The following is a 22,762-nucleotide window of genomic DNA, read 5'->3' as shown; positions in this document are numbered from 1 at the left end:
AACTCACGGAAGCGAGCCTGTCGTGAAGATCGCCATCATCGGCTCGGGGAACATCGGCACCGACCTGATGTTCAAGGCCCTGCTGTCGGAGAAGGTGGAGGTCGTCGCGATGGCGGGCATCGACCCCGACTCCGACGGCCTGGCCCGCGCCCGCCGCCGCGGGGTCGCCACCACCCACGAGGGCGTCGAGGGACTGGTCGCGCTGCCCGGGTTCGACGAGGTGGACGTCGTCCTCGACGCGACCTCGGCCGGGGCGCACCGGCACAACGACCGGGTGCTCCGGGCGCACGGCAAGCGCGTCATCGACCTCACCCCCGCCGCCGTCGGCCCCTACGTGGTGCCCCCGGTCAACCTGGACGCCCACCTCGGCGAGCGGAACCTCAACATGGTCACCTGCGGCGGGCAGGCCACCATCCCGATCGTCGCGGCGGTCGCCTCGCGGGTGCCCGTCCGGTACGCGGAGATCGTCGCCTCGATCTCCTCCCGGTCGGCGGGACCCGGCACCCGGGCCAACATCGACGAGTTCACCGAGACGACCTCCCGGGCGATCGAGCGGGTCGGCGGGGCGGCGAGGGGGAAGGCGATCATCGTCCTCAACCCGGCCGAGCCGCCGCTGATCATGCGCGACACGGTCTACTGCCTGGTGGACGAGTGCGACGAGGCGACCCTGGCGGAGGTGGCGGGCGCCGTGCTGGAGATGGTGGCGCGGGTCAACGACTACGTGCCCGGCTACCGGCTCAAGCAGGACGTGCAGTTCGAGACGGTCCCGGCCGGGGAGCCGCTGCCCGACGGCACCCGCGACGGCGGCGTCAAGGTGACCGTCTTCCTGGAGGTGGAGGGCGCCGCCCACTACCTGCCCTCCTACGCGGGCAACCTCGACATCATGACCGCCGCCGCGCTGCGCACGGCCGAACGTCTCGCCGAGCTACCGGATCTGGCCGTGGACGCGGACGGCCGTACGGAGGACCGGGCCCGTACGGGTGCGGAGGTGGGCGCGTGAAGCTGTACGTGCAGGACGTGACGCTGCGGGACGGCATGCACGCCATCCGGCACCGCTACACCGTCGCCCAGGCGGCCGGGATCGCCGCGGCCCTCGACGCCGCCGGGGTGGCGGCCATCGAGATCGCGCACGGCGACGGCCTCTCCGGGGGCAGCTTCAACTACGGCGCGGGCGCGCACACCGACGACGAGTGGATCGAGGCTGTCGCCGGGGTCGTGCGGCGGGCGAGGCTGACCACCCTGCTGCTGCCCGGCATCGGCACCATCCAGGACCTCAGGCGCGCCCACGCCCTCGGCGTCACCTCGGTCAGGGTCGCCACCCACTGCACCGAGGCCGACATCTCCGCCCAGCACATCTCCACCGCACGCGAGCTCGGGATGGACGTGGCCGGGTTCCTGATGATGTCCCACATGGCCCCCGCCGAGGAGCTGGCCCGGCAGGCCGCGCTCATGGAGTCGTACGGCGCCCACTGCGTCTACGTGACCGACTCCGGCGGCCGGTTGACCATGGACGGGGTGAGGGAGCGGGTCCTGGCCTACCGCTCGGTGCTCGACGAGGGCACGGAGATCGGCATCCACGCCCACCACAACCTGGGGCTGGGCGTGGCCAATTCGGTCGTCGCGGTGGAGAACGGCACCTACCGGGTGGACGCCTCCCTCGCCGGGATGGGGGCGGGGGCGGGCAACTGCCCGATCGAGGTGTTCGCCGCGGTGGCCGACCTGATGGGCTGGGAGCACGGCTGCGACCTGCACGCCCTGATGGACGCGGCCGACGACCTGGTCAGGCCGCTGCAGGACCGGCCGGTCCGGGTGGACAGGGAGACGCTGACGCTCGGCTACGCGGGGGTCTACTCCAGCTTCCTGCGGCACGCCGAGGCGGCCTCCGCGCGGTACGGGGTCGACACCCGGACCATCCTGACCGAGGCGGGCCGCCGCCGGATGGTGGGCGGCCAGGAGGACATGATCGTGGACATCGCGCTGGACCTGGCCCGGTCACGGGACCAGCCGGACCAGCCGGACCAGCCGGGCCCGGCGGGGCCGTCGGGGCCGGAGAAGCGGCCGGACCCGGCGGGGACAGGGCCGGGGCCGGGGGATCGGCCGGGCCTGACGGAGCCGGGGGATCGGCCGGGCCTCGCGCGGACGGGGGAGCGGTCGTGACCGACGTCCACGAGCTCGCCGCCGTCCTGGACGAGGCCGCCCGCACCGCCCGCGCGGTGCCGAGGCCCGAGCAGGACTACGGCGTGGCCGACGCCTACCGGGTCCAGGAGGAGCTGATCCGGCTCCGCCTGGAGCGGGGGGACCGGCTCGCCGGGGTGAAGCTGGGCTTCACCAGCGAGGGCAAGCGCCGCCAGATGGGCGTGCGCGACATCATCTTCGGCCGGGTGCCGGAGTCGTCGGCCATCCTCGACGGCTCGTACGCGGATATGTCGAGATACATCCACCCGCGCGTGGAGCCGGAGGTCGTCTACCTCGTCGGGCGGCGCATCGCGTCGCCGGGCGACGCGCTCGCACCGGACGCCATCGCGGCCGTCGCGACGGGCATCGAGGTGATCGACTCGCGCTACGAGGACTTCCGGTTCTCGCTGCCCGACGTGATCGCCGACAACACCTCGGCCGCCGGGTACGCCGTCGGCCCCTGGCAGCCGTACGACCCCTCGCGCTGGAACCTGGGCGTCGTCCTGGAGATCGACGGGCGCGTGGTCCACGCCGGGTCGACCGGCGCGATCCTGGGCGACCCGCGCCGGGCCCTCGCGGAGGCCGCGCGCCTCGCCCTCCGGGCGGGGACGGTCCTGGAGCCGGGCTGGGTCCTCCTCGCGGGTGCCGCCACGCCCGCCGAGCCGCTCACGCCCGGCGCGCGGGTGCGGGCCGAGATCCAACACCTGGGTTCGGTCTCGTTCACCGCCTCCGCACCGGAACCCGCCCCAGAGGCACCGGGATCCGCTCCGAGGGCTTCGGGGTCCGTCTCCGCGCAGGGATCCGCTCCGAGGGCTCCGGGACCCGTCTCCGCACCGGGATCCGCTCCGAGGGCGTCGGAACCCGTCTCCGCACCGGGATCCGCTTCGAAGGTTCCGGGACCCGTCTCCGCGCCGGAACCCGCTCCCAAGGCTCCGGGACCCGAGGCCCCGGAAAGGGAGGGATCATGAGCGACGGGCTCGTCGTCGCGGGGAAGGCCACGCCGCGAGGCAGGTTCCCGCACGTCAAACGGGCGGGAGACTTCCTGTACGTGTCCGGGACCAGCTCGCGCAGGCCCGACAACACGATCGCCGGGGCCGAGGCCGACGAGTTAGGCACGGTCACGCTCGACATCGCCGAGCAGACCAGGGCCGTCATAGAGAACGTCGGCGACATCCTCAAGGCGGCCGGAGCCGACCTGAGCGATCTCGTGCAGATCACCACCTACCTGGTGAACATCAACGACTTCGGCGGATACAACGCGGTCTACGCGGAGTACTTCGACGAGACTGGCCCGGCGCGCACCACCGTGGCCGTCCACCAACTGCCCCACCCGCACCTGCTCATCGAGATTCAGGCCGTGGCCCACCGACCGGAGGAGCGCCCGTGATCCCGCCCATCGACCTCACCAAGTGGATCGACGAGCACGCCCACCTGCTCAAACCGCCGGTGGGCAACAAGATGGTCTTCGAGGGCGCCGGCGACTTCATCGTCATGGTCGTCGGCGGCCCGAACGCGCGGACCGACTTCCACATCGACCCGTACGAGGAGCTCTTCTACCAGATCCGCGGCAACATGCACGTCAACGTGATGACCCCCGAGGGGCCGGAGACCGTGCACGTGCGCGAGGGCCAGATGTGGCTGCTCCCGTCGAACACGCCGCACTCGCCGCAGCGCCCGGAGGAGGGGTCGGTCGGCCTGGTGGTGGAGCGGATCAGGCCGGAGGGTGTGCTGGAGCGGTTCCTCTGGTACTGCCCGGAGTGCAGCGGCGTGGTCCACGAGGTCGAGCTCCAGGTCCGCGACATCGTGACCGACCTGCCGCCGATCTTCCAGGCGTTCTACGACGACGAGAAGGCGCGCACCTGCGAGAACTGCGGCGCCCTGCACCCCGGCAGGGGACAGTAGTTGATCATCGACGTCCACACGCACCACGTCCCCAAAGGCTGGCCCGACCTCGGCTGGCCGGGGGCGCCCAGGCTCAGGGTCGACTCCGAGCGGGAGGCCGTGATCCTGCTCGGAGACCGGGAGTTCCGCCGGATCGCCGACGACTGCTGGAACCCCTCGGTCCGCCTGGAGCGGATGGACGCCGACGGGGTGGACGTCCAGGTCGTCTCGCCGACGCCGGTCTTCTTCTCCTACGAGCGCCCGGCGGCCGAGGCCGTACGGGTCGCGAGGGTGTTCAACGACCTGGCGCTGGAGATCTGCGCCTCCGAGCGGCTGGTGCCGTTCTGCCAGGTGCCGCTCCAGGACCCCGACCTGGCCTGCGCCGAGCTGGACCGGTGCCTGGCCGCGGGGCACGCGGGCGTCGAGATCGGCAACCACGTCGGCGACCGCGACCTCGACGACGAGGGGGTCGTCCAGTTCCTCCAGCACTGCGCCTCGGTGGGCGCGCCCGTCTTCGTCCACCCCTGGGACATGGCGGGCGGGCCCCGGCTGGAGCGCTGGATGGCCCAATGGCTGGTCGGCATGCCGGCCGAGACGCACCTGTCGGTGCTCGCCCTGATCCTGGGCGGCGTCCTCGACCGGGTGCCGGAGACGCTGCGCCTGTGCTTCGCGCACGGCGGCGGCTCGTTCGCCTTCTGGCTCGGCCGGTTCGAGAACGCCTGGCACCGCCGCAACGACCTGGTCGGGGTGTCGGAGTTCCCCCCGTCGCACTATCTCGGCCGGTTCAGCGTGGACTCGGTCGTGTTCGACGAGCGGGCGCTGCGGCTGCTCGTCGACACGATGGGGGAGGACGGGGTCATGCTCGGCTCCGATTTCCCCTACCCGCTGGGCGAGTCGCCGGTGGGCTCGCTGGTCCGCCGGGCGGGGTTCCTCTCCGGCACCGCCCGCGCCAAGCTGCTCGGCGGCAACGCCACCCGGTTTCTCGGCCGCTGATCGGGGCGGAATGCCATGAAATCTGACATTGACGGCATCATGGGAGGGTTGTCCGCCGCCTAACCGGGAGACGATTCGTGGCCATCAGCCGTGCGGAGTGCGTCGCGCTCGACGCCGCCGACCCCCTCAAGGACATCAGGGACGAGTTCGTCCTGCCCGACGGGACGATCTACCTGGTCGGCAACTCCCTCGGTGCCCCGCCGAAGGCAGCGGCGGCGGCGGTGACGCGGACCGTGGAGCAGGAGTGGGGAGGCCGCCTGGTCGGCGCCTGGAACGCCTCCGGCTGGTTCGACCTCCCGCTCACCACGGGCGACCGGCTCGCCCCCCTGATCGGCGCGGGACCCGGCCAGGTGGCGGTGGGCGACACCACCTCGATCTCCATCGTCAAGGCCGTGTCCGCCGCCCTGAGCCTGCGTCCCGGGCGCCGGGTCGTCATCTCGGACCTGGCCAACTTCCCCACCGACCGCTACGTGGTCGAAGGGCTGGCCGAGGCGCTGGGCGGCTACGAGATCCGCGACGTCACCGGCGCCGGAGACCTCTCCGGCGCCCTCTCCGACGAGGTCGCGTGCGTGCTGCTGTCGGAGGTGGACTACCGGACCGGGGCCCGTCACGACACGGCGCCGGTCACCGCGCTGGTCCAGGAGGCGGGCGCGCTGATGATCTGGGACCTGTGCCACAGCGCCGGCGCCTACCAGGTGGACGTCTCGGCGGCCGACTTCGCGGTCGGCTGCACCTACAAGTACCTGAACGGCGGCCCCGGATCCCCGGCCTTCGTCTACGTCCACCCGCGCCACCAGGCCGAGGCGCGGCCCATGCTGACCGGCTGGCACGGCCACGCGGCGCCGTTCGCGTTCGAGCCCGGCTTCCGCCCCGCCGACGGCATCCGGCGCTTCACCGTGAGCACCCCGCACGTGCTGTCCTTCGCCTCGCTCAACGCCTCGCTCGACATCTGGGAGCGCGTCGACCTGGCCGCCGTACGGGCCAAGAGCGTGGCGCTGAGCTCGATCTTCATCGAGCTCGTCGAGGAGCTCTGCGCGCCGTACGGGCTGGAGCTGGTCTCGCCCCGCGACCCGGAGCGCAGGGGCAGCCAGGTCAGCTTCGGCCACCCCGACGGCTATCCGGTCATGCGCGCCCTGATCGACCGTGGCGTCCACGGCGACTTCCGGGCTCCCGACGTCCTCAGGTTCGGGTTCGCGCCGCTCTACATCCGTTTCGCGGACGCCTACGACGCGGCCGTGATCCTGGCCGAGGTGCTGGAGAAGGAACACTGGCGCGACGACCGCTACGCCAACCGGCTCACCGTCACCTGAACCTTCACCTGAATCGTCACCTGAGGGGGATCCGCCCTCCGGCGGGCCTCGCCACCGGGTGGAGGGTTCGTCCTGCGGTGGGGCTGTTCCTCACCCGGTGAGGCGTCCCACCGCCCGCTGGGCGGCCCCTCGTCCGGGGAGCCGTCTCGCGAGGGCGCGCATGGGCCGCAGCGGGCCGCAGCGGGGCTCAGCGCCTGCTCAGCGCCTGCTCAGCCTGCGTCCCTTGTACATCGGGTGGTCGGTCTCCCAGTATCTCCAGCCCTCCACCCGCGCGGGGATGCTGGCCACCCCGGCGGCGATCTTCCGCACCCGGCAGTCGTAGATCTCGCGCCACGCCGAGAAGCCCACCCGGTAGCCGAAAACGCGATACCACATGTTTCCGTACTTGCCGTCGGTGATCTCCCGCGCGTATTCGTGCCCGGTCTCGACGATGTATTCCTCGGCGAGCAGCGGATTCACCATGTTTCGCAACTGACGGATCAATTCGTCTCTGTCGATCTCGCCGATTCTTTCCCTTTCGATTTCCATCTCGGCGTACACGCGGTGCTGCCGGGTGACGGAAACCGTCATCGTGCCGCCGGGGCCGTCGATGAAGCGCGTACGGGGGACGAAGAAATTCCTCGGCCTGAAGGAGTGGAATCTGAAGAAGGACCTCGGCTTGCATTTCCTGCGCGCCTGCTCCAGGAGCGAGTGGCGAGGGCCGTCGTCATCGTCGTCGTCACCGTCGGTGCCGAAGTCGGTGCCGGTGCCGGTGTCGGTCTCGCTGTTGGGGCCGGTGGCGGTCTCGGTGTCGGTGTCGTCGGGGCCGGCGTTGCTGGTGGAGGTGCTGGTCGAGGTGACGGACGACTTCGAGTCGGGGGGCGGGTCGCCGGGCGCGGACGCGGCGGCGGGCGAGGAGGCGGCGACGACAAGGGTCACGGAGAGCGATCCGGCCAGGGCCAGCATCGCGGGTCCTTTCCTCGGGCGGCGTCCCTTCCGCCGGTCACGCGTGATCGCGGCACTCGTTTGAAGGTCGGGGGTGAGCATGGAGACACCATTCCCTTCGAGACGTGGTCCGTGGCCGCGACCTAATCCGCTGACCGAAATACGGCTTTTGCTGGTGTACTGGGCCACTCAGCGTGACAGTGATGATGCTTACAGTCGTGATTGACGGTCATGTGATGCCACGCCGAGACCCAGTCCACCGAATAGGGAAAGGGCAAGTGAAAAGGGGTCCGGAGTGATGGGCTCGGTGGTTCAGGGGTGCGGGAGGCTTCGCAGGTTCGCCTTCGCCATGTCGATCATGCGCCCGACGCCGCCGTTCAGCACGATCTTGCCCGCCGCCAGGGCGAACCCCTTCACCTGCGCCCGGCTGATGTTCGGCGGCACGGCCAGCACGTCCGGATCGGTGACCACGTCCAGGAGGAAGGGCCCGGGGGGCGCGAAGGCCGTGGCGAGGGCCTCCCGTACGTCCGAGGGGTTCTCCACCCGCAACGACGGGATCCCGGCCGCGGCGGCGATCGCCGCGTAGTCGACGGGGGCGTGGTCGGTGCCGAAGTCGGGGATCCCGTCGACCATCATCTCCAGCTTCACCATGCCGAGCGAGGAGTTGTCGAACACCACCGTCTTCACCGGCAGGTCGTGCAGCCGGACGGTGAGAAGCTCCCCGAGGAGCATGCCGAGCCCGCCGTCCCCGGAGAGCGAGACGACCTGCCGGCGCCGGTCGGCGAACTGGGCGCCGACCGCGTGCGGGAGCGCGTTGGCCATGCTCCCGTGCCAGAACGAGCCGATCACCCGGCGGCGCCCGTTGGGGCTGAGGTAGCGGGCGGCCCAGACGGTGCACATCCCGGTGTCCACGGTGAACACCGCGTCGTCGGCGGCGAGCTCGTCGATCAGGTTCGCGACGTACTCGGGGTGGATCGGGAGGTGGTGCTCGATGTCGTGGGTGTACGCCTCCACGACGTTCTCCAGCGCCTTCAGGTGCTTGCCCAGCATCTTGTCGAGGTGGCGGCGGTCCGTCTTCTGGGTGACGTGGGGCAGCACCGCGCGGATCGTCGCGCCGACGTCGCCGTGCACGGCCAGCTCCAGCGGGGTCCTGCGGCCCAGCCGCGCCGGGTCGCGGTCGATCTGGACCGTACGCGCGCCCGGCAGGAAGTCGTCGTAGGGGAAGTCGGTCCCGGCCAGCACCACCAGGTCGGCCTCGTGCATCGCCTCGTAGCAGGATCCGTACCCGAGCAGCCCGCTCATCCCCACGTCGTACGGGTTGTCGTACTGGATCCACTCCTTGCCGCGCAGCGCGTGCCCGACCGGTGCCAGGACGCGTCCGGCCAGCGCCATGACCTCGTCGCGGGCGTGGCGCGTCCCGGCGCCGCAGAACAGCATCACCTTCTCGGCGCGGTTCAGCGCCGCCGCCAGCCCGGCCACCTGGTCGGGGTGCGGTACGACCGTGCCGGTCCTGGTCAGGAAGTCGTGCTCGCCGGTGGGGCGGGCGGCGGGCAGGTGCGCCACGTCGCCGGGAAGCACCACGACCGAGACGCCGCCGAGGCCGACCGCCTGCTGGACGGCGACGCGGAGCACCCGGGGCATCTGCTCGGGAGTGCTGATCATGTCGCAGAAGTGGCTGCACTCCAGGAACAGGCGCTCGGGGTGGGTCTCCTGGAAGAAGCCCGTGCCGATCTGCGGGGAGGGGATGTGCGAGGCCAGCGCGAGCACCGGGGCGCCGCTGCGGTGGGCGTCGTAGAGCCCCTGGACCAGGTGGGTGTTGCCGGGGCCGCAGCTGCCCGCGCAGACCGCCAGGCGCCCGGTGACCTGTGCCTCGGCCGCCGCGGCGAACGCCCCGGCCTCCTCGTTGCGCACGTGGACCCACTCGACGACGCCGGCCTTCCTGACGGCGTCGACCACCGGGTTCAGGCTGTCGCCCACCACCCCGTAGATCCGTTCCACCCCGGCCTGGCGGAGAACCTCGATGAACTGCTCTGCGACGGTCGCCATGGTGCCCCCTCGTGTCTGGCGTCACCGGGGTACCTCACCGTATTTCGCCGGATCACTCCGGGGCACCCGGGGTCACTCAGGGTCACCGCTGGCGTCATGCCTGGTGTCACCTCTGGCGTCACCCCTGGAGGAGGTGCCCGATCAGCTGCGCGGAGACCGCCTCCGGCCGCTCGACGTTCGCCAGGTGGGCCGCTCCGGGCAGGACGACCAGCCGGGAGCCGGGGATCCCCTCGGCGATCCGCTCCGCGTGCTCCGGCGGCGTGGCGGGGTCGTCGGCCCCGGCGAGCACGAGCGTGGGCGCCGAGATCAGGGGCAGCTCGGGGCGGAGGTCCATCGCCCCGACGGCCTCGCAGCAGGCGGCGTACCCCTCGGCGGAGATGCCGGCGAGCATCGTCGCGTACGGTTCCCGCCCGGTGAAGGCGGGGGTGAACCACCGGGCCATGGCCGTCTCGGCGATCGACGCCGTGCCCGACTCGCGGACCGCGCCCGCCCGCTCGGCCCAGTACTCGGGGGTGCCCAGCTTCGCCGACGTGCACAGCAGCGCGAGCCGGTCGATCCGCTCGGGCGCGTGCGCGGCCAGCCACATGCCGACCATGCCGCCGAGCGAGAGTCCCGCGAAGGAGACCTTCGGCAGGTCCAGCCGGTCGAGGAGGTCCAGCACGTCACCGGCGAGGTCGGCGATCGAGCACTTCCCGGTCGCCGGGGGTCGTTCGTGGGTGAGCGGGGACCGGCTGTGGGTCGCGTGGGTCGCGGTGGATCGCTCGCGGGTGAGCGGGGGCCGTTCGTGGGTCGCCGTGGGTCGCTCGCGGGTGAGTGGGGACGAGCTGTAGGTCGCCGTGGACCGCTCGCGGGTGAGCGGAGGCCGTTCGTCGGTCGCCTTGGAGCGCTCGTGGGCGAGCGGGGACCGGCCGTGGCCCCGGTGGTCGAAGCGGACCACCCTGAAGTGCCCGGCCAGCGCCTCCATCTGCGGATCCCACATCTCCAGCGTGGTGCCCAGGGAGCCGGCCAGCACGAGCGGGCGGCCGTCGGCCGGGCCTTCGATCTCGTGATACAGCATTGTTCACCTATCGCACATAAGTTCTTTATCCGGACATATTGTAGCCCGGAGGATATGTTCTCCAGTGAAGATGGCCAGGTCCGGCCGGAGGTCTGTCACTTTCCGTGGCGCCCTACCTACCATGCGGCGAGGTAACGGCTCATGGAAGGGTCCAAATGACCGGGCAGAACTCAGCGACCGCCTCCGGCTACGTGTTCGACAACGACGGGGACCACTCGTCCGACCAGCACCACTATCTCGCCCGGTTGCTCGATCCGCTCACCTTCGAACGCCTCGCCCTCACCGGTGTCGGCGCCGGCTGGAACTGCCTGGAGGTCGGGGCGGGCGGGGGCAGCGTGGCCCTCTGGCTGGCCGAGCGGGTGGCGCCGGGCGGGCGCGTGCTGGCGACCGACATCAAGCCGGGCCTGATCCCGTCCAGGCCGGGGCTGACCGTGGCCCGCCACGACATCGTCACCGACCCGCTGCCGGAGGGCGCGTTCGACCTGATCCACGCCAGGCTCGTGCTCAGCCACCTGCCGCGGCGCCACGAGGTCCTGCGACGCCTGCGGGCCGCGCTGCGGCCCGGTGGCTGGCTGCAGCTCGACGAGATCGACATCACCCGCTGGGTGGCGCCGCCCGCCTCCGGCACGCCCGACGGGGAGGTGTACGCCGCCTTCGTCACGGCGATGGCCCGGGTGCTGAGCGCGAGCGGCGGCGACCCGACCTGGGGCGGCTCCGCCGCGCGGGACATGGCGGCGGCGGGCCTGGCCGACGTCGACCAGGCCCGCTGGACCGAGGTGTGGGGGCGCGGCTCCGCCGGACTCGGCCTGCTGATCAGCAACAGCCACCACCTGGAGGACCACCTGATGGAGGTGGGGATGACCCTCGGGCAGCTCCGGAAGGTCCGGGAGGTCATGTCGGCCCCGGGCTTCAGCGCCCCCTCCTTCGAGATCCGCTCGATCCTCGGCCGCCGGGCCCTCGACGACTGAGCGTCACGCGGCCGAGCCTCCCGCGGGGCCCCTCACGGTCGCGAACCTCGCACGAGGCCGTCGACGCCGGGTGTCCCGCGGACCGGTGCGGCGGCCGAGGTTCACGCGGAACGCGTGACGGCCGGGGGCGGGGTGCGCGGATGGGGCGCCCCGGTTGTGGTAGGTGGGAGGGCCGGGGGTAAAGGCCCTGGTATGACGGTTACGGGTCTCACCGCGCGCATCTCCAGGGCGTGGACGCGTGCCCGCCGTCGGCACGGCCCGCTGGACCATCTCGTACGAGCGGGAGTGCGCTACGACGAGGTGGACGCCGGACGGCTCTCCGCGGCACTCACCTACTACTCCTTCTTCGCCGTGTTCGCGCTGGGGCTGCTCGGTTTCGCCGTCATCGGGCAGGTCCTCGACGACCCGCAGGTGGTGCACGCCGTCGAGGGCTACCTCTCGGAGAACTTCCCCCGCCTGGACGTACAGGCACTGCAGAGCGCCAGGGCCACGGCCGGGGCGATCGCCTTCGTCGGCCTGCCGCTCACCGGCCTGTTCTGGATGGACGCCCTGCGCTCGGCGATCAGGGCCATCTGGCGGATCGAGGAGTACCCGGGCCGCTTCATGATGCGCCAGGTCATCGACCTGGGGGTGATGGCCGGTCTGGGCCTGCTGCTGTCGGCCTCGCTCGCGGTGGCCTTCGTCGCCGAGACGGTGCTGAACTGGTTGTTCCTGCACACGGTGGGCGTCGACGACACGCTGTCGCGATGGCTGCTGTCGGCCGCCGCGTTCGTGATCGGACTCGCCGTCAACACCCTGCTGGCGATCGCCCTGCTCTGCGGCCCGCCGCGCCTGCGGCTGTCGTTGCGCCGGGTCGTCTGGCCCGCCCTGCTCATCACCGCGGGGCTGGAGATCCTCAAGTCCCTGGGGCAGGTCTATCTGGAGATGACCGTGGGCAACCCCGCCTACCACGTCGTCGCCGGTGCCGTCGGGATGCTCGTCTTCCTCAAGCTCCTCAACCAGCTGATCCTCTTCGCGGCGGCGCTCACCGCCACCGGCGAGGGCACCATGATCGACCTCGCCGCCCGCCGCGCCCGCTCCGAGGCCGCCCGCGAGTCCGAGGCGTCCGAGGTCGCCTACGAGTCCGAAGCCGCCCGCGAGTCCGAGGCGTCCGAGCCCGCCTGCGAGTCCAAGGTGTCCGAGGTCGCCCGCGAGTCCGAGGCCGTCCATGAATCCGAGGTCGCTCGCGAGTCCGAGGCCGTCTCGCGAGGTCCGGTGGGCGGTCCTTCCGCGCCCTCCCCGTCCGCCTCTCTGTCCGCCCCCCGCGACGGTCCGTAGGGGACCGAACGCCGCGACACGCCGAATCCCGGCGTCTCGTGTTTCGGCCATTTACCGGCGCTGTGATCTGTGTCACCCTCCATAACAAAGCTCTAGAAGCGAGTTCTAGATTTTGGCTACAGGAAGGCCGGCGCATGGTCGACACGCCCACCACCCCACGCCTGAAACTCGGAGCGCCTCGCAACGGGGAGGTCGACGCCGGGTCCCGTGCCCCCTACGGCTGGGCACCCCTGGCCGTGCTCTTCGTCGTCGGGCTGGTCGACCGCATCGAGTTCAACCTGCTGTCCGGAGTGCTGCCGCTCATCCAGGCCGAGTGGGGCTTCAGCGACACCGTCGCCGGTTCCATACCTACCGCCTCCGCCCTGGCCGCCGCGCTCGTCGCGCTGCCCGCCGGGTACTTCGCCGACCGGCGCAGCCGTACCCGGATCATCGCCGTCGTCGTCTTCTGCTGGGCCCTGGCCACGCTCGGCTCCGGACTGGCCACCGGGTTCGCGATGTTCTACGCGATGCGCGTCTTCCTCGCCGCCGCCGAGAGCATCGACAACCCGGCCGCGGGCAGTCTCCTGGCCGACTACTACCCCCCGGCCACCCGCGCCCAGGCCTACGGCTGGACCCGCGTGACCGCCTACCTGGGAGGCGTCGGCACGCTGCTCGGCGGCGTGCTCGCGGAGGCGTTCGGCTGGCGCAGCGCGTTCCTGATCATGGTCGTGCCGGGCGTGCTCACCGCGCTCCTCGTGTGGCGGCTGAACGAGCCCGTCAGGGGCCACCTCGACCGGCTGGTCGCCAACGCGGCCCCCGCCGGTGGCGGCGCCGACACCGAGCCCGTTCCCAGCGGCGATTCCGGTCTCGCCACCGCCGAGGCGCCCGCTCCCAAGCCGCCGTTCGCCCGCCAGCTCCGCGAGGTCCTCGGCATCCGCACCCTGCTCGCGGTCTCCATCGGCCTCATGCTGCTCAGCCTGGGCCTCGCCGGGGTCTTCTACTGGCTGCCGTCGCTGCTGGTACGCAACTTCGGCATCGGCCCCGCCGCCGCGGGTTCGCTGAGCGGTCTCATGACCATCGTCGGCGTGATCTCGGGCACCCTGATCGGCTCGTGGCTCGGCAGGCGCTGGCACGGCACCCGCAAGGGCGGCAGGCTCCTGGCGGGCGGCGGGGGCATCACGGCCGGGTCGGCCGTCCTGGCCGCCGCCCTCTCGATGGACTCCCTGGCCGTCTTCTGCCTGGTGGCCACGGCCTCCAGCGTGCTGATGTCGATGGCCATCCCCAACCTGACCGCCTCGCTCGCCGACGTGATCGGCGCGGCCTCCCGAGGACTCGGCTTCGCGGTCCTCCAGGTCCTCATCACCGCGGGCGCGGCGTTCGGGCCGCTGGTCGTCGGCATCGCCTCCGACAGCACCGGCTCGCTCATCTCCGCCATGTACGTCCTCATCGTGCCCATGGTGATCGGCGGCCTGCTCACCCTGTCCGCGCGCGGTTTCTTCGAGAGCGACGCGCGCCGGGTTCTCGAGGCGGCCCGCCGCTGACCCCGGCTCTATCGTTCCCCGGCACCACCGCTCCTCGGCACTATCGCTCCCCGGCCCACCGCTCCTCGGCCCACCGCTCCTCGGCCTCACCGCCGAACCCTGCCCCGTTGCCGGTCCCGGCCCGTCCCTGACCCCAGCCCGCCGCCGGCCCCGCTCGCCCGGCCCTGCCCTCCGGCCCCGCCACCGACCCCCGCCGCCCGATCCTGACGGCCGCCCGTCACCGGACGGGCGGCCGTCAGGCGGCGCCGGATGGTGACGGAATGATCTCAATCCGTGGTGACGGCGCAGGGGTGCTCGCTCGCGGACCGCACCCGGTGTGAGCTGGGTAATTGCCGAAAACCCCGGTTTTTACGGGGATGCGGTCGTCCGGTTCACCTGGAATATTGATACTCAATATTCGCTCCGGTGGCTTGAAGCGCGATATGTCCCATGGGCATAGTGTGTCGAATCACACACGCACCAGTCGCGGCGTGCGACCGCGGGGCACCTTACGCCCGCGGCTGGCGGCCACGCGCAGGAACCGCGGATTGGACAAGTCGAATGAGTTCCCCCCCTCCGATTCGCTCGAAGATCCTCCGGATCCTCATCCTTCCCGTGCTCTCGCTGATCGTCCTGTGGGCGTTCGTCGCCTACTCGACCGTCGCGCAGGTCGCCGGCATCGCCCAGACCCAGACCCGCTGGCAGGTGCTCGGGGCGCCGATGCGGCAGCTGACCGTCGAGATCCAGCGGGAACGCCAGCTCTCCGCCGAGGCGCCCGGTGCCACCGCCAAGAGCAGGCCGCTCGCCGACCAGCGGCGGATCACGAACGCCAAGCTGGACCTGGTGCGCCAGGCGATCTCCTCCGCCGCGGCCTACGAGTCCGGCAACGCCCCGAAGGACGTGCGGTCGCTGGAGGCGGCCATGGACGGGCTCATCCAGGTCCGCACCTTCGCCGACAGCGGTGCGATCACCCCCATCCAGGTCACCGACGGCTACAACGAGTTCATCAGCGTCGCCAACCGGCAGTTCGGCGACATCGCCGCGATCGCCGACCTGACGTCCTTCCGCAACGTCCGCGGCATGAGCGCCTACAGCACCACCGGCGAGTTCGCGGGCCGGGAACACGCCGTGCTCACCGCCGCGATGAAGCGCGGCGAGATGACGCCCGCCGAGCACGCCGCCTTCGTCTCGGCGATGACCAGCCGGAGGAACTACCTCGTCTACGCGGAGCGGGACATGAGTCCCGACCTGCGGGCGGACTACGAGACGTTCGCGCAGAACCCCGCCTACCTGCGGTTCAAGGCCCACGAGGACAGGATCTTCTCGTGGAACCTCATCGGTAAGCCCCCGCTGGACGCCGCCGAGTGGAAGCGCGACGCCGAGGCGGTCCTCGCCGCCGTCAGCAAGCAGAGCGTGCAGGCACTGGCCCGCTCCACGGCCAGGGGCGACGACCTCAGGAACGCGGCCTTCCTGCGGATCGGGCTGACCCTGGGGCTGGGCCTGCTCGCGATCGTCATCTCGATCATGGTCTCCTACCGGTTCGGCCGCTCCCTGATCGCCGAGCTGAAGCGGCTCCAGGCGTCGGCCGTGGAACTCGCCGAGGAGCGGTTGCCCCGGCTGGTCGAGCGGCTGCGCAAGGGCGAGGACGTGGACCCGGCGACCGAGGCCCCCGAGCTGGCCCCGGCGAACACCGCCGAGGTCGACCGCGTCGTGAACGCCTTCTCCAGCGTGCGGCGTACCGCGGTGGAGGCCGCGGTCGGCCAGGCCACGCTCCGCAAGGGCGTCGGCATGGTCTTCCTGAACCTCGCCTGGCGCAACCAGGCGCTGCTGCACCGCCAGCTCACGCTCCTCGACACGATGGAGCGCCGCGTCGAGGAGCCGGAGACCCTGGAGGGCCTCTTCAAGCTCGACCACCTGACCACCCGCATGCGGCGGCACGCGGAGAACCTCATCATCCTGTCCGACGCGGCCCCGGCCCGCAGGTGGCGCGACCCGGTGCCGATCTTCGACGTGGTGCGCAGCGCCGTGCTGGAGGTCGAGGACTACACCCGCGTCACCGTGCTTCCCATGCCGCAGGCGCCGCTGCTGGTCGGCGCCGCGGTCACCGACGTGATCCACCTGGTCGCCGAGCTGGTGGAGAACGCCACCATCTTCTCGCCGCCGAACACCGTGGTGCACGTACGGAGCATGGTCGCGGCGAACGGCTTCGCGCTGGAGGTCGAGGACCGGGGGCTGGGGCTGAGCCAGGCCAGCCTCGACGAGCTCAACGCCAAGCTCGCCGATCCGCCGGAGTTCGACCTGGCCGACAGCGACCGGCTCGGCCTGTTCGTCGTGGCCAGGCTCGCCGCCCGGCACGGGATCAAGGTCGTGCTGCGCCCCTCGCCGTACGACGGCACCACCGCGATCGTGCTGCTGCCGCAGAACCTGCTCGCCACCTGCGCGTCGCTGGCCGCGGAGGCCGCGTCGCACCGGACGCGCCAGGGGGGCGCGCACGCGGGCGGACCCGTCCGGGCGCTGAGCGCGTCACCGGAGGAGTGGCCCAAGGTCCTCCCCGGCACGCACGAGGAGGTGACGGTGAACGCCTCCGAGACCACGCAGAGCTGGTTCCCCACCCAGGAGCGGCGCGAGGCCCCCGCGTCCCCGAACGGCTCCCCGGCCACCTCCCTCAACGGGGCCTCGAACGGGGCCTCGAACGGGTCCCCGACGCAGGTGCGGCGGGCCGTGTTCGTTCCCGACACCGACGACGACCTGGACGGGCTGCCGATGCGGGTGCGGCAGGCTAATCTGGCCCCCCAGCTCCGCCAGACGCGTTCCCCCGAGAAGCGCGACATCAGCGCGCGAACTCCCGAGGAGCTCTCAAACCTCATGTCGTCCATGCAACGAGGCTGGCAGCAGGGCCGCAGCCAGGTCGAGCAGGAACTGGACGTGTGGAAGCGAAAGGATGGCCACTCCGATGCCCGACCCCAGATCTGAACTGAGCTGGTTGCTCGACGACCTGACCCAGCGGGTCACCGGTATCCGGCACGCCATCGTGCTGTCCGCCGACGGACTGGCGATGGGCGGTTCCCGGGAGCTGACCCGGGAGGACGCCGAGCATCTGTCCGCCATCTCGGCGGGGAGCCACAGCCTCGCGCTGGGCGCGGGGCGGCACTTCGGCCTCGGCGGGGTGCGGCAGACCATCATCGAGATGGAGGGCGGCTTCCTGTTCGTCACCGCGGCGGGGCAGGGGGCCAGGCTGGCCGTGCTGGCCGCGGGCGACGCCGAACTGGGCATGGTGACCTACGAGATGGCGCTGATGGTCAAGCGCGTCGGCGAGCACCTGTCCTCGCAGCCGAGGGGAGCTGCCCCGGCGCCGGCCTGGAATGGTGCGAGGACGTGACGGGAGAGGATCCCGGGCCCCTCGTCAGGCTCTTCGGGGTGACCGGCGGCCGGGCCCGCCCGGTCGGGGAGAGCTTCGACCTGGTGGCCATCGTCACGACCGTCGAGATGCCCTTCGAGCCGGTCGGGCTGATGCCCGAGCATCTCGACCTGCTGTCCACGTGCCGCCGGCCCACCCCCGTGGCGGACGTCGCGGCGCACCTCAAGCTGCCACTCAACATCACCCGCGTCCTCCTCAGCGAGCTCCGACGCGAGGGCCTGCTCACCATCGACAGGCCCCGGCCGATGGGGAAGACGATCGACGAACGCATCTACAGGGAAGTGCTGCATGGAATACGCGGCCTCTGAGCCGGGGATGACCCCGGCCGACAGCCCGGCCATGGCCATCAAGATCCTTGTCGCCGGTGGTTTCGGGGTCGGCAAGACGACCATGGTCGGCACGATCAGCGAGATCAGACCCCTGCACACCGAGGAACTGCTGAGCGAGCGCGGCATCTACGTGGACGACACCGCGGGCGTGGAGTCCAAGATCACCACGACCGTCGCGCTGGACTTCGGCCGGATCACCATCCGCGACGGGCTCTGGCTCTACCTGTTCGGCACCCCGGGCCAGGACCGGTTCTGGTTCATGTGGGACGAGCTGTCCGTCGGCGCCCTCGGCGCGGTCGTGCTCGCCGACACCCGCCGCCTGCAGGACTGCTTCCCCGCCGTCGACTACTTCGAGCAGCGCGGGCTCCCGTTCGTCGTCGCGGTCAACTGCTTCGACGGCGCGCGGCGGCACGACCCGATCAAGGTACGGCGGGCGCTGGGCCTGGACGGGGTGGCCCCGATCATCCTCTGCGACGTGCGCAGGCGCGACTCGGTCAAGGAAGTGCTGACCACGCTGGTCACCTACTCGGCGGGAGGAGCCTTCCAGGCGGCTCACGCGGGCGCCTGACGCCCTTCCCCGCCGAGCCCGGCCACTTCGTCGAGCCCTTTCACCCGTCGAGCCTGACCACCCCGTCGAGCTCGTTCACCCGCCGAGCCCGGCCACCCCGTCGCGCCCGTTCACCTGTCGGGCCCGTCTTCCGCGCCAAGACCGGCGGTGCCGGGGACCAGGGCCTCCCCGGCCCCCTTGCCGCGTTCCCTGTCGCGCTCTCCCAGCAGCCGCGCGGTCTCCTCGGAGACCTCGGTGGCCAGTACGGCCGACACGACGTCGATCAGGTGGCTGGTGAAGAGCCGGTCGTCCCTGCCCTCGGGCCCGGCGGCGCGGCGGGCCAGCTCCACGTACGTGACCCGGATCGCCATGAAGCGCTGGTGCAGGCGGCGCAGGGCGACCTCGGACAGCAGCGGGGCCACGAGCTCGCGCCACCGGTCGATGCTCTGCCCCGGGTCCGCGCTCCGCGTGGCGGGGAAGGGCGTGCGCTGGACGAGCTGCTCCATGATCCGCAGGTAGTGCCGGCCGCCGTCGGGGTCGGCCAGCTTGGCCGCCATCGGCCGTACCAGCGCGGCGGCGAGGGTGCGGCGGGCCTCGGCCTCCGGCAGGTCGCCCCGGGACTCGTACTCGTCGAGCAGCTGGTGGCGGCGCGCCTCGATCTCGGGGTGGTGCTTGGCGAGCACCGCGCCCAGCAGGCCCGCGCGGTCCCCGAAGTGGTACTGCAGCGCCGTCGAGTTGCGCTGCCCGGCGGCGCCGTTGATCTCGCGGAGTGACACGCCGTCGATCCCGCGCTCGGCGAACAGCCGCTCGGCCGCCGCGACCAGGCGCCTGCCGGTCGCTTCCGGGTTTGGGGGCATGCCGTGCTCCTGCCTTGCCAGTGTTTACCGACGCCTCGCCGGTCCTTACCGACGCCTCGCCGGTCCTTACCGACGCCTCGCCGGTCCTTACCGACGCCTCGCCGGTCCTTACCGACGCCTCGCCGGTGCCTTGCCGGTGAACGTACCGGTCGCTAGGGTAATAATGCATGTGTATCAAATCATGAAGCAGTCGCATCAAGGTCGCGGCACACGGCGGGGCTCCCCGCCCGGCGGCCCTCCGGACCCGTCAGCCGCTAAGGGGAGGACCCCATGGCCATCGACTTCACCCTCGCCCCCGAGCACGAGGAGATCCGCCGCCGCGTGCGGGCCTTCGTGCAGGAGACCGTCATCCCGGCCGTCAGTGGTTTCGACGACGAGGAGAAGGTGACCTCGCGCGACGAGTACATCCGGGTCATCTTCGAGCTGCGCGGCAAGGCGCAGGCCGAGGGGCTGTGGCTGCCGCACATGCCCAAGGAGTGGGGCGGCATGGGCCTCGGCCACGTCGAGCTGGCCATGGTGCAGTCGGAGGCGGCCAAGACCCGGCTCGGGCCGTGGGTCCTCAACTGCTCGGCGCCCGACGAGGGCAACATGCACACGCTGCTGCACTGGGGGACCGACGAGCAGAAGGAGAAGTACCTCAAGCCACTGCTCAAGGGCCACAAGATGTCGTGCTTCGCGATGACCGAGCCGGAGGTGGCCGGTTCCGACCCCACGCTCATCCGTACCCACGCCGTCCAGGACGGCGAGGAGTGGGTCGTCAACGGCCACAAGTGGTTCATCTCCAACGCCCGCCGTTCGAGCTTCGCCATCCTCATCGCCAAGACCGAGCTCGACGTGCCCGAGGGTTCGCGCGGCGGCAACACGGCCTTCCTCGTCGACCTCCCCCAGGAGGGGTGGAACGACGTCCGCGAGGTCGAGACGATGCACGGCTCCACCGGCCACAGCGAGATCGTCATCACCGACCTGCGGCTGCACGACAGCCAGATCCTCGGCGGGCGCGGCAACGGCCACCGGCTCGGCCAGTACCGCCTGGGCCCGGCGCGGCTGGCGCACTGCATGCGCTGGATCTCCCAGGCCGAGACGGCGCTCGACATGATGGTCGACCGCGCGCTCAACCGCTACAGCCACGGATCGCTGCTCGCCGAGAAGCAGGGCATCCAGTGGCTGATCGCCGATTCGGCCATGGAGCTGTACCAGTGCAAGCTGATGGTCCTGCACGCCGCCTCGAAGATCGACAAAGGGGAGGACTTCCGGACCGAGGTCTCGATGTCGAAGCATTTCGTGGCCAACAGCCTCAACCGGATCGTCGACCGGGCGATCCAGGTGCACGGCGCGCTCGGCTACTCGACCGACACCCCGCTCGCCAAGATGCTCCAGCACGCCCGCTGGGCCCGCTTCGCGGACGGGGCCGACGAGATCCACCAGATGCGCATCGCCGAGCGTACGATCGCGGCGTACCGGAGCACGGGCTCGACCAACGCCGCCACCGGAGGGCTGCCACTGTGAGTACGGAGAAGACAGGCGAGTCCACCGGATCCACCGGGTCCACAGGGTCCACAGGGTCCACCGGGTTCACCGGGGCGGGCGGCGGGGGCGGGCTGCTCAGCGGGCTGGGGGTCCAGGGGGGCCGGGAAAGCGCGGCCGGGACGTTCAACGTGGTCCGCGGCGACGATCTGGAGGGCAGGGTCGCCCTCGTCACCGGCGGCGGCAACGGCATCGGCGCGGGCGTGGCCCGGCGGCTGGCCGAGGGCGGGGCCCGCCTCGTCCTCGCCGACATCGACGACGTCGCGGGCGGGAAGCTCGCCGACGAGCTGGGCGCGACGTACGTCCACTGCGACGTGTCGCGGCTGGAGGACAACGAGGCGGCGGTGGCGGCCGCGGTCGAGCGGTACGGCAGGCTCGACCTCGCCTTCCTCAACGCGGGCATCGCCTCGGGCTTCGGGCTGGGAGAGGATTTCGACGTCCGGCGCTACCGCCTGGCGATGGGCGTCAACCTCGACGGCGTCGTCTTCGGGGTACACGCCGCCCTCCCGGCCCTGCGCGCGGCGGGCGGCGGCACGATCGTGGCGACCGCGAGCATGGCGGGCATCGTCGGCATCCCGACCGACCCCGTCTACGCCGCCAACAAGCACGCCGTCGTCGGCCTCGTCCGCTCGCTCGGCGAGGACCTCCGGCCGCACGGCGTCAAGGTGCAGGCACTTTGCCCGTCGTTCGCCGACACCGCGATCCTCGGCGAGGGCCGGGCGGTGCTGGAGGAGTTCGGCTTCCCGATCCTGGACGTCTCGGTCGTCGTCGACACCTTCGTCCGGCTGCTCGACAGCGACGGCACCGGCGAGTGCTGGTTCGTCATCCCGGGCCGCGAGAGCGAGCCCTTCACCTTCCGCCGAGCCCCGGGCCCACGAACCTGAGCCGGTTTCCTGACCTCGCGGTCGTGCTGTGACCGGCGGTGCTCTTTTCGTCGCCGCCGGCAAAACCGGTGCTCGCGGACCGACTGGCGTAGACTCCGGCTATGACCGCTGCTCACGAAGAGTACGAGGACATGCATCGGCTGGTTGATCGGCTGACGCCGGACCAGCTTCACGAGGTGCGTGTGCACACTCTGCGTCTCGTTCACTCCGGCGGGGGCGAGCCGGGCCAGGAGTGGCCGCCTTCCTGGTTCGGATCTGTCGCCACCGAGCAGGACGACATCGCCGAACGCACTGAGGAGATCTTGCGCGAGGAGTATGGTCGCGAAGTGTGATCGTCGTTGACACCGGCCCCATCGTCGCCGCTGCCATCCGGAATGACCGCAAGCACGATGTCTGCGTTGAGGTGTTCAATCATTTCCGTAGGGAACGCCGCGAACTTCTTGTTCCCAGTTTCGTAGCCGGTGAAGTTTCCTACATGCTGGGCAAAATCGGCGGCGCCAAGGTGGAGGCCGGTTTCCTCCGTTCGCTGAGATCTGGAGTCTTTCACCTGATTGATCTCACCGACGATGATCTCGACCGCATCGCAGACCTGGTGGAGCGCTATGCGGACCTTCCATTGGGATCGGCTGACGCTTCGGTTGTCGCCGTCGCGGAGCGCTTTCGAATCCCTGAGGTGTTCACCGTGGACAACAGGGATTTCTCCGTGGTCCGGCCTGCGCACGTCGCCGCGCTCACGCTGGTGCCTGGCTGATCCCTTGCATCATTGACCACATTACCTTGGTGGGCACCAACCTTAAGCTAAGTGACCATCAGATGTGATCATGCGATGCGATGTTACTGTACGGTTCTCTCTCGCGGCCCAGAATATCGGGCAATTCCTTGCTTCTGGACACGCACTACGGTGGGATTGGCGGGTGGACACTCCAGCTTTCCTTCCCCCTTCTTGTTAGAGCGCTCAACGGCGGTGGCTTCTCGGGAAACTCGCAGAGCAGCTTTCGTGTCAACGATGACGAAAACTTCTTCGTGAACCCGG

22 protein-coding genes are annotated in these 22,762 nt (G+C 71.0%); 18 read left to right on the top strand and 4 right to left on the bottom strand.

From position 1 onward, the window contains the following. Nucleotides 1–22: 22 nt before the first annotated feature. The 7 genes from ABT053_RS27075 to kynU all read left to right on the top strand — a co-directional run bounded on the left by ABT053_RS27075 (nt 23) and on the right by kynU (nt 6,359). Nucleotides 23–1,000, top strand: coding sequence for an acetaldehyde dehydrogenase (acetylating) (locus ABT053_RS27075; protein ID WP_350972472.1), 978 nt, complete (start codon nt 23–25; stop codon nt 998–1,000). Then, entirely contained in the window at nt 997–2,157 is a 1,161-nt protein-coding gene (gene dmpG, locus ABT053_RS27070) for a 4-hydroxy-2-oxovalerate aldolase (protein ID WP_350972471.1), read from the top strand. The genes ABT053_RS27075 and dmpG overlap by 4 nt, the downstream gene beginning before the upstream one ends. Next, nucleotides 2,154–3,143: a 2-keto-4-pentenoate hydratase gene (locus tag ABT053_RS27065; RefSeq protein ID WP_350972470.1), complete on the top strand. Its 990-nt coding sequence runs from the start codon at nt 2,154–2,156 to the stop codon at nt 3,141–3,143. The genes dmpG and ABT053_RS27065 overlap by 4 nt, the downstream gene beginning before the upstream one ends. Beyond that, nucleotides 3,140–3,562 carry a RidA family protein gene (locus ABT053_RS27060; protein WP_350972468.1) on the top strand — a complete coding sequence of 141 codons (423 nt, stop codon included), beginning with the start codon at nt 3,140–3,142 and terminating at the stop codon, nt 3,560–3,562. Before ABT053_RS27065 ends, ABT053_RS27060 begins: the two co-directional genes overlap by 4 nt. Then, nucleotides 3,559–4,077, top strand: coding sequence for a 3-hydroxyanthranilate 3,4-dioxygenase (locus ABT053_RS27055; protein WP_350972466.1), 519 nt, complete (start codon nt 3,559–3,561; stop codon nt 4,075–4,077). Before ABT053_RS27060 ends, ABT053_RS27055 begins: the two co-directional genes overlap by 4 nt. Further along, entirely contained in the window at nt 4,078–5,049 is a 972-nt protein-coding gene (locus tag ABT053_RS27050; protein WP_350972464.1) for an amidohydrolase family protein, read from the top strand. It abuts the gene before it with no gap. A 77-nt stretch (nt 5,050–5,126) separates the two neighbouring features. Beyond that, nucleotides 5,127–6,359, top strand: a complete 1,233-nt coding sequence (gene kynU / locus ABT053_RS27045) for a kynureninase (RefSeq protein WP_350972462.1) — start codon at nt 5,127–5,129, stop codon at nt 6,357–6,359. Between the two features lie 198 nt (nt 6,360–6,557). Here the strand turns inward: kynU and ABT053_RS27040 are convergent, their stop codons facing one another. From ABT053_RS27040 to ABT053_RS27030, 3 genes are all read right to left on the bottom strand, one after another. Continuing rightward, complete coding sequence (locus ABT053_RS27040; RefSeq protein WP_350972461.1) at nt 6,558–7,304, bottom strand: hypothetical protein; 747 nt, start codon at nt 7,302–7,304, stop codon at nt 6,558–6,560. Between the two features lie 291 nt (nt 7,305–7,595). Further along, a complete protein-coding gene (locus ABT053_RS27035) occupies nt 7,596–9,329 on the bottom strand; it encodes a pyruvate dehydrogenase (protein ID WP_350972459.1) in 1,734 nt (577 codons plus the stop codon). A 118-nt stretch (nt 9,330–9,447) separates the two neighbouring features. Beyond that, nucleotides 9,448–10,386 (bottom strand): alpha/beta fold hydrolase, encoded by a 939-nt coding sequence (locus ABT053_RS27030; protein ID WP_350972457.1) that lies wholly within the window; start codon nt 10,384–10,386, stop codon nt 9,448–9,450. 155 nt (nt 10,387–10,541) lie between these two features. Here ABT053_RS27030 and ABT053_RS27025 point away from each other — a divergent pair, with 155 nt between their 5' ends. The 7 genes from ABT053_RS27025 to ABT053_RS26995 all read left to right on the top strand — a co-directional run bounded on the left by ABT053_RS27025 (nt 10,542) and on the right by ABT053_RS26995 (nt 18,485). Continuing rightward, nucleotides 10,542–11,354, top strand: a complete 813-nt coding sequence (locus tag ABT053_RS27025; protein WP_350972455.1) for a class I SAM-dependent methyltransferase — start codon at nt 10,542–10,544, stop codon at nt 11,352–11,354. A gap of 192 nt (nt 11,355–11,546) precedes the next feature. Beyond that, nucleotides 11,547–12,671 carry a YihY/virulence factor BrkB family protein gene (locus ABT053_RS27020; RefSeq protein WP_350972453.1) on the top strand — a complete coding sequence of 375 codons (1,125 nt, stop codon included), beginning with the start codon at nt 11,547–11,549 and terminating at the stop codon, nt 12,669–12,671. A 134-nt stretch (nt 12,672–12,805) separates the two neighbouring features. Continuing rightward, nucleotides 12,806–14,191, top strand: coding sequence for an MFS transporter (locus ABT053_RS27015; protein ID WP_350972451.1), 1,386 nt, complete (start codon nt 12,806–12,808; stop codon nt 14,189–14,191). Nucleotides 14,192–14,785: 594 nt separating this feature from the next. Beyond that, complete coding sequence (locus ABT053_RS27010; protein WP_350972450.1) at nt 14,786–17,143, top strand: sensor histidine kinase; 2,358 nt, start codon at nt 14,786–14,788, stop codon at nt 17,141–17,143. Then, the gene (locus tag ABT053_RS27005; RefSeq protein ID WP_350972448.1) at nt 17,124–17,549 is read left to right on the top strand and encodes a roadblock/LC7 domain-containing protein; all 426 of its coding nucleotides are present in this window, start codon (nt 17,124–17,126) and stop codon (nt 17,547–17,549) included. Before ABT053_RS27010 ends, ABT053_RS27005 begins: the two co-directional genes overlap by 20 nt. Continuing rightward, nucleotides 17,546–17,896, top strand: a complete 351-nt coding sequence (locus ABT053_RS27000) for a DUF742 domain-containing protein (RefSeq protein ID WP_350972445.1) — start codon at nt 17,546–17,548, stop codon at nt 17,894–17,896. Before ABT053_RS27005 ends, ABT053_RS27000 begins: the two co-directional genes overlap by 4 nt. Next, nucleotides 17,877–18,485 (top strand): GTP-binding protein, encoded by a 609-nt coding sequence (locus tag ABT053_RS26995; protein WP_350972443.1) that lies wholly within the window; start codon nt 17,877–17,879, stop codon nt 18,483–18,485. The genes ABT053_RS27000 and ABT053_RS26995 overlap by 20 nt, the downstream gene beginning before the upstream one ends. A 110-nt stretch (nt 18,486–18,595) precedes the next feature. Here ABT053_RS26995 and ABT053_RS26990 read toward each other — a convergent pair whose 3' ends face one another. After that, nucleotides 18,596–19,321, bottom strand: coding sequence for a TetR/AcrR family transcriptional regulator (locus ABT053_RS26990; RefSeq protein WP_350972441.1), 726 nt, complete (start codon nt 19,319–19,321; stop codon nt 18,596–18,598). 270 nt (nt 19,322–19,591) lie between these two features. Between ABT053_RS26990 and ABT053_RS26985 the strand changes: the two genes are divergently transcribed. The 4 genes from ABT053_RS26985 (at nt 19,592) to ABT053_RS26970 (ending at nt 22,480) form a co-directional block, all read left to right on the top strand. Further along, nucleotides 19,592–20,827 (top strand): acyl-CoA dehydrogenase family protein, encoded by a 1,236-nt coding sequence (locus ABT053_RS26985; protein WP_350972439.1) that lies wholly within the window; start codon nt 19,592–19,594, stop codon nt 20,825–20,827. Further along, on the top strand, nt 20,824–21,729 hold the full coding sequence (locus ABT053_RS26980) for an SDR family oxidoreductase (protein ID WP_350972436.1): 906 nt from the start codon (nt 20,824–20,826) through the stop codon (nt 21,727–21,729). The genes ABT053_RS26985 and ABT053_RS26980 overlap by 4 nt, the downstream gene beginning before the upstream one ends. A gap of 101 nt (nt 21,730–21,830) precedes the next feature. Next, nucleotides 21,831–22,061: a hypothetical protein gene (locus tag ABT053_RS26975; protein WP_350972434.1), complete on the top strand. Its 231-nt coding sequence runs from the start codon at nt 21,831–21,833 to the stop codon at nt 22,059–22,061. Then, nucleotides 22,058–22,480, top strand: a complete 423-nt coding sequence (locus ABT053_RS26970) for a type II toxin-antitoxin system VapC family toxin (protein WP_350972432.1) — start codon at nt 22,058–22,060, stop codon at nt 22,478–22,480. Before ABT053_RS26975 ends, ABT053_RS26970 begins: the two co-directional genes overlap by 4 nt. The last annotated feature ends 282 nt before the right edge of the window (nt 22,481–22,762 follow it).

The organism is Streptosporangium sp. NPDC002524, assembly GCF_040295985.1.
Classification (GTDB): Bacteria; Actinomycetota; Actinomycetes; order Streptosporangiales; family Streptosporangiaceae; genus Streptosporangium.
The sequence above is the reverse complement of the archived record's forward strand: the minus strand, read 5'-3'. Positions and strand labels throughout refer to the sequence as shown.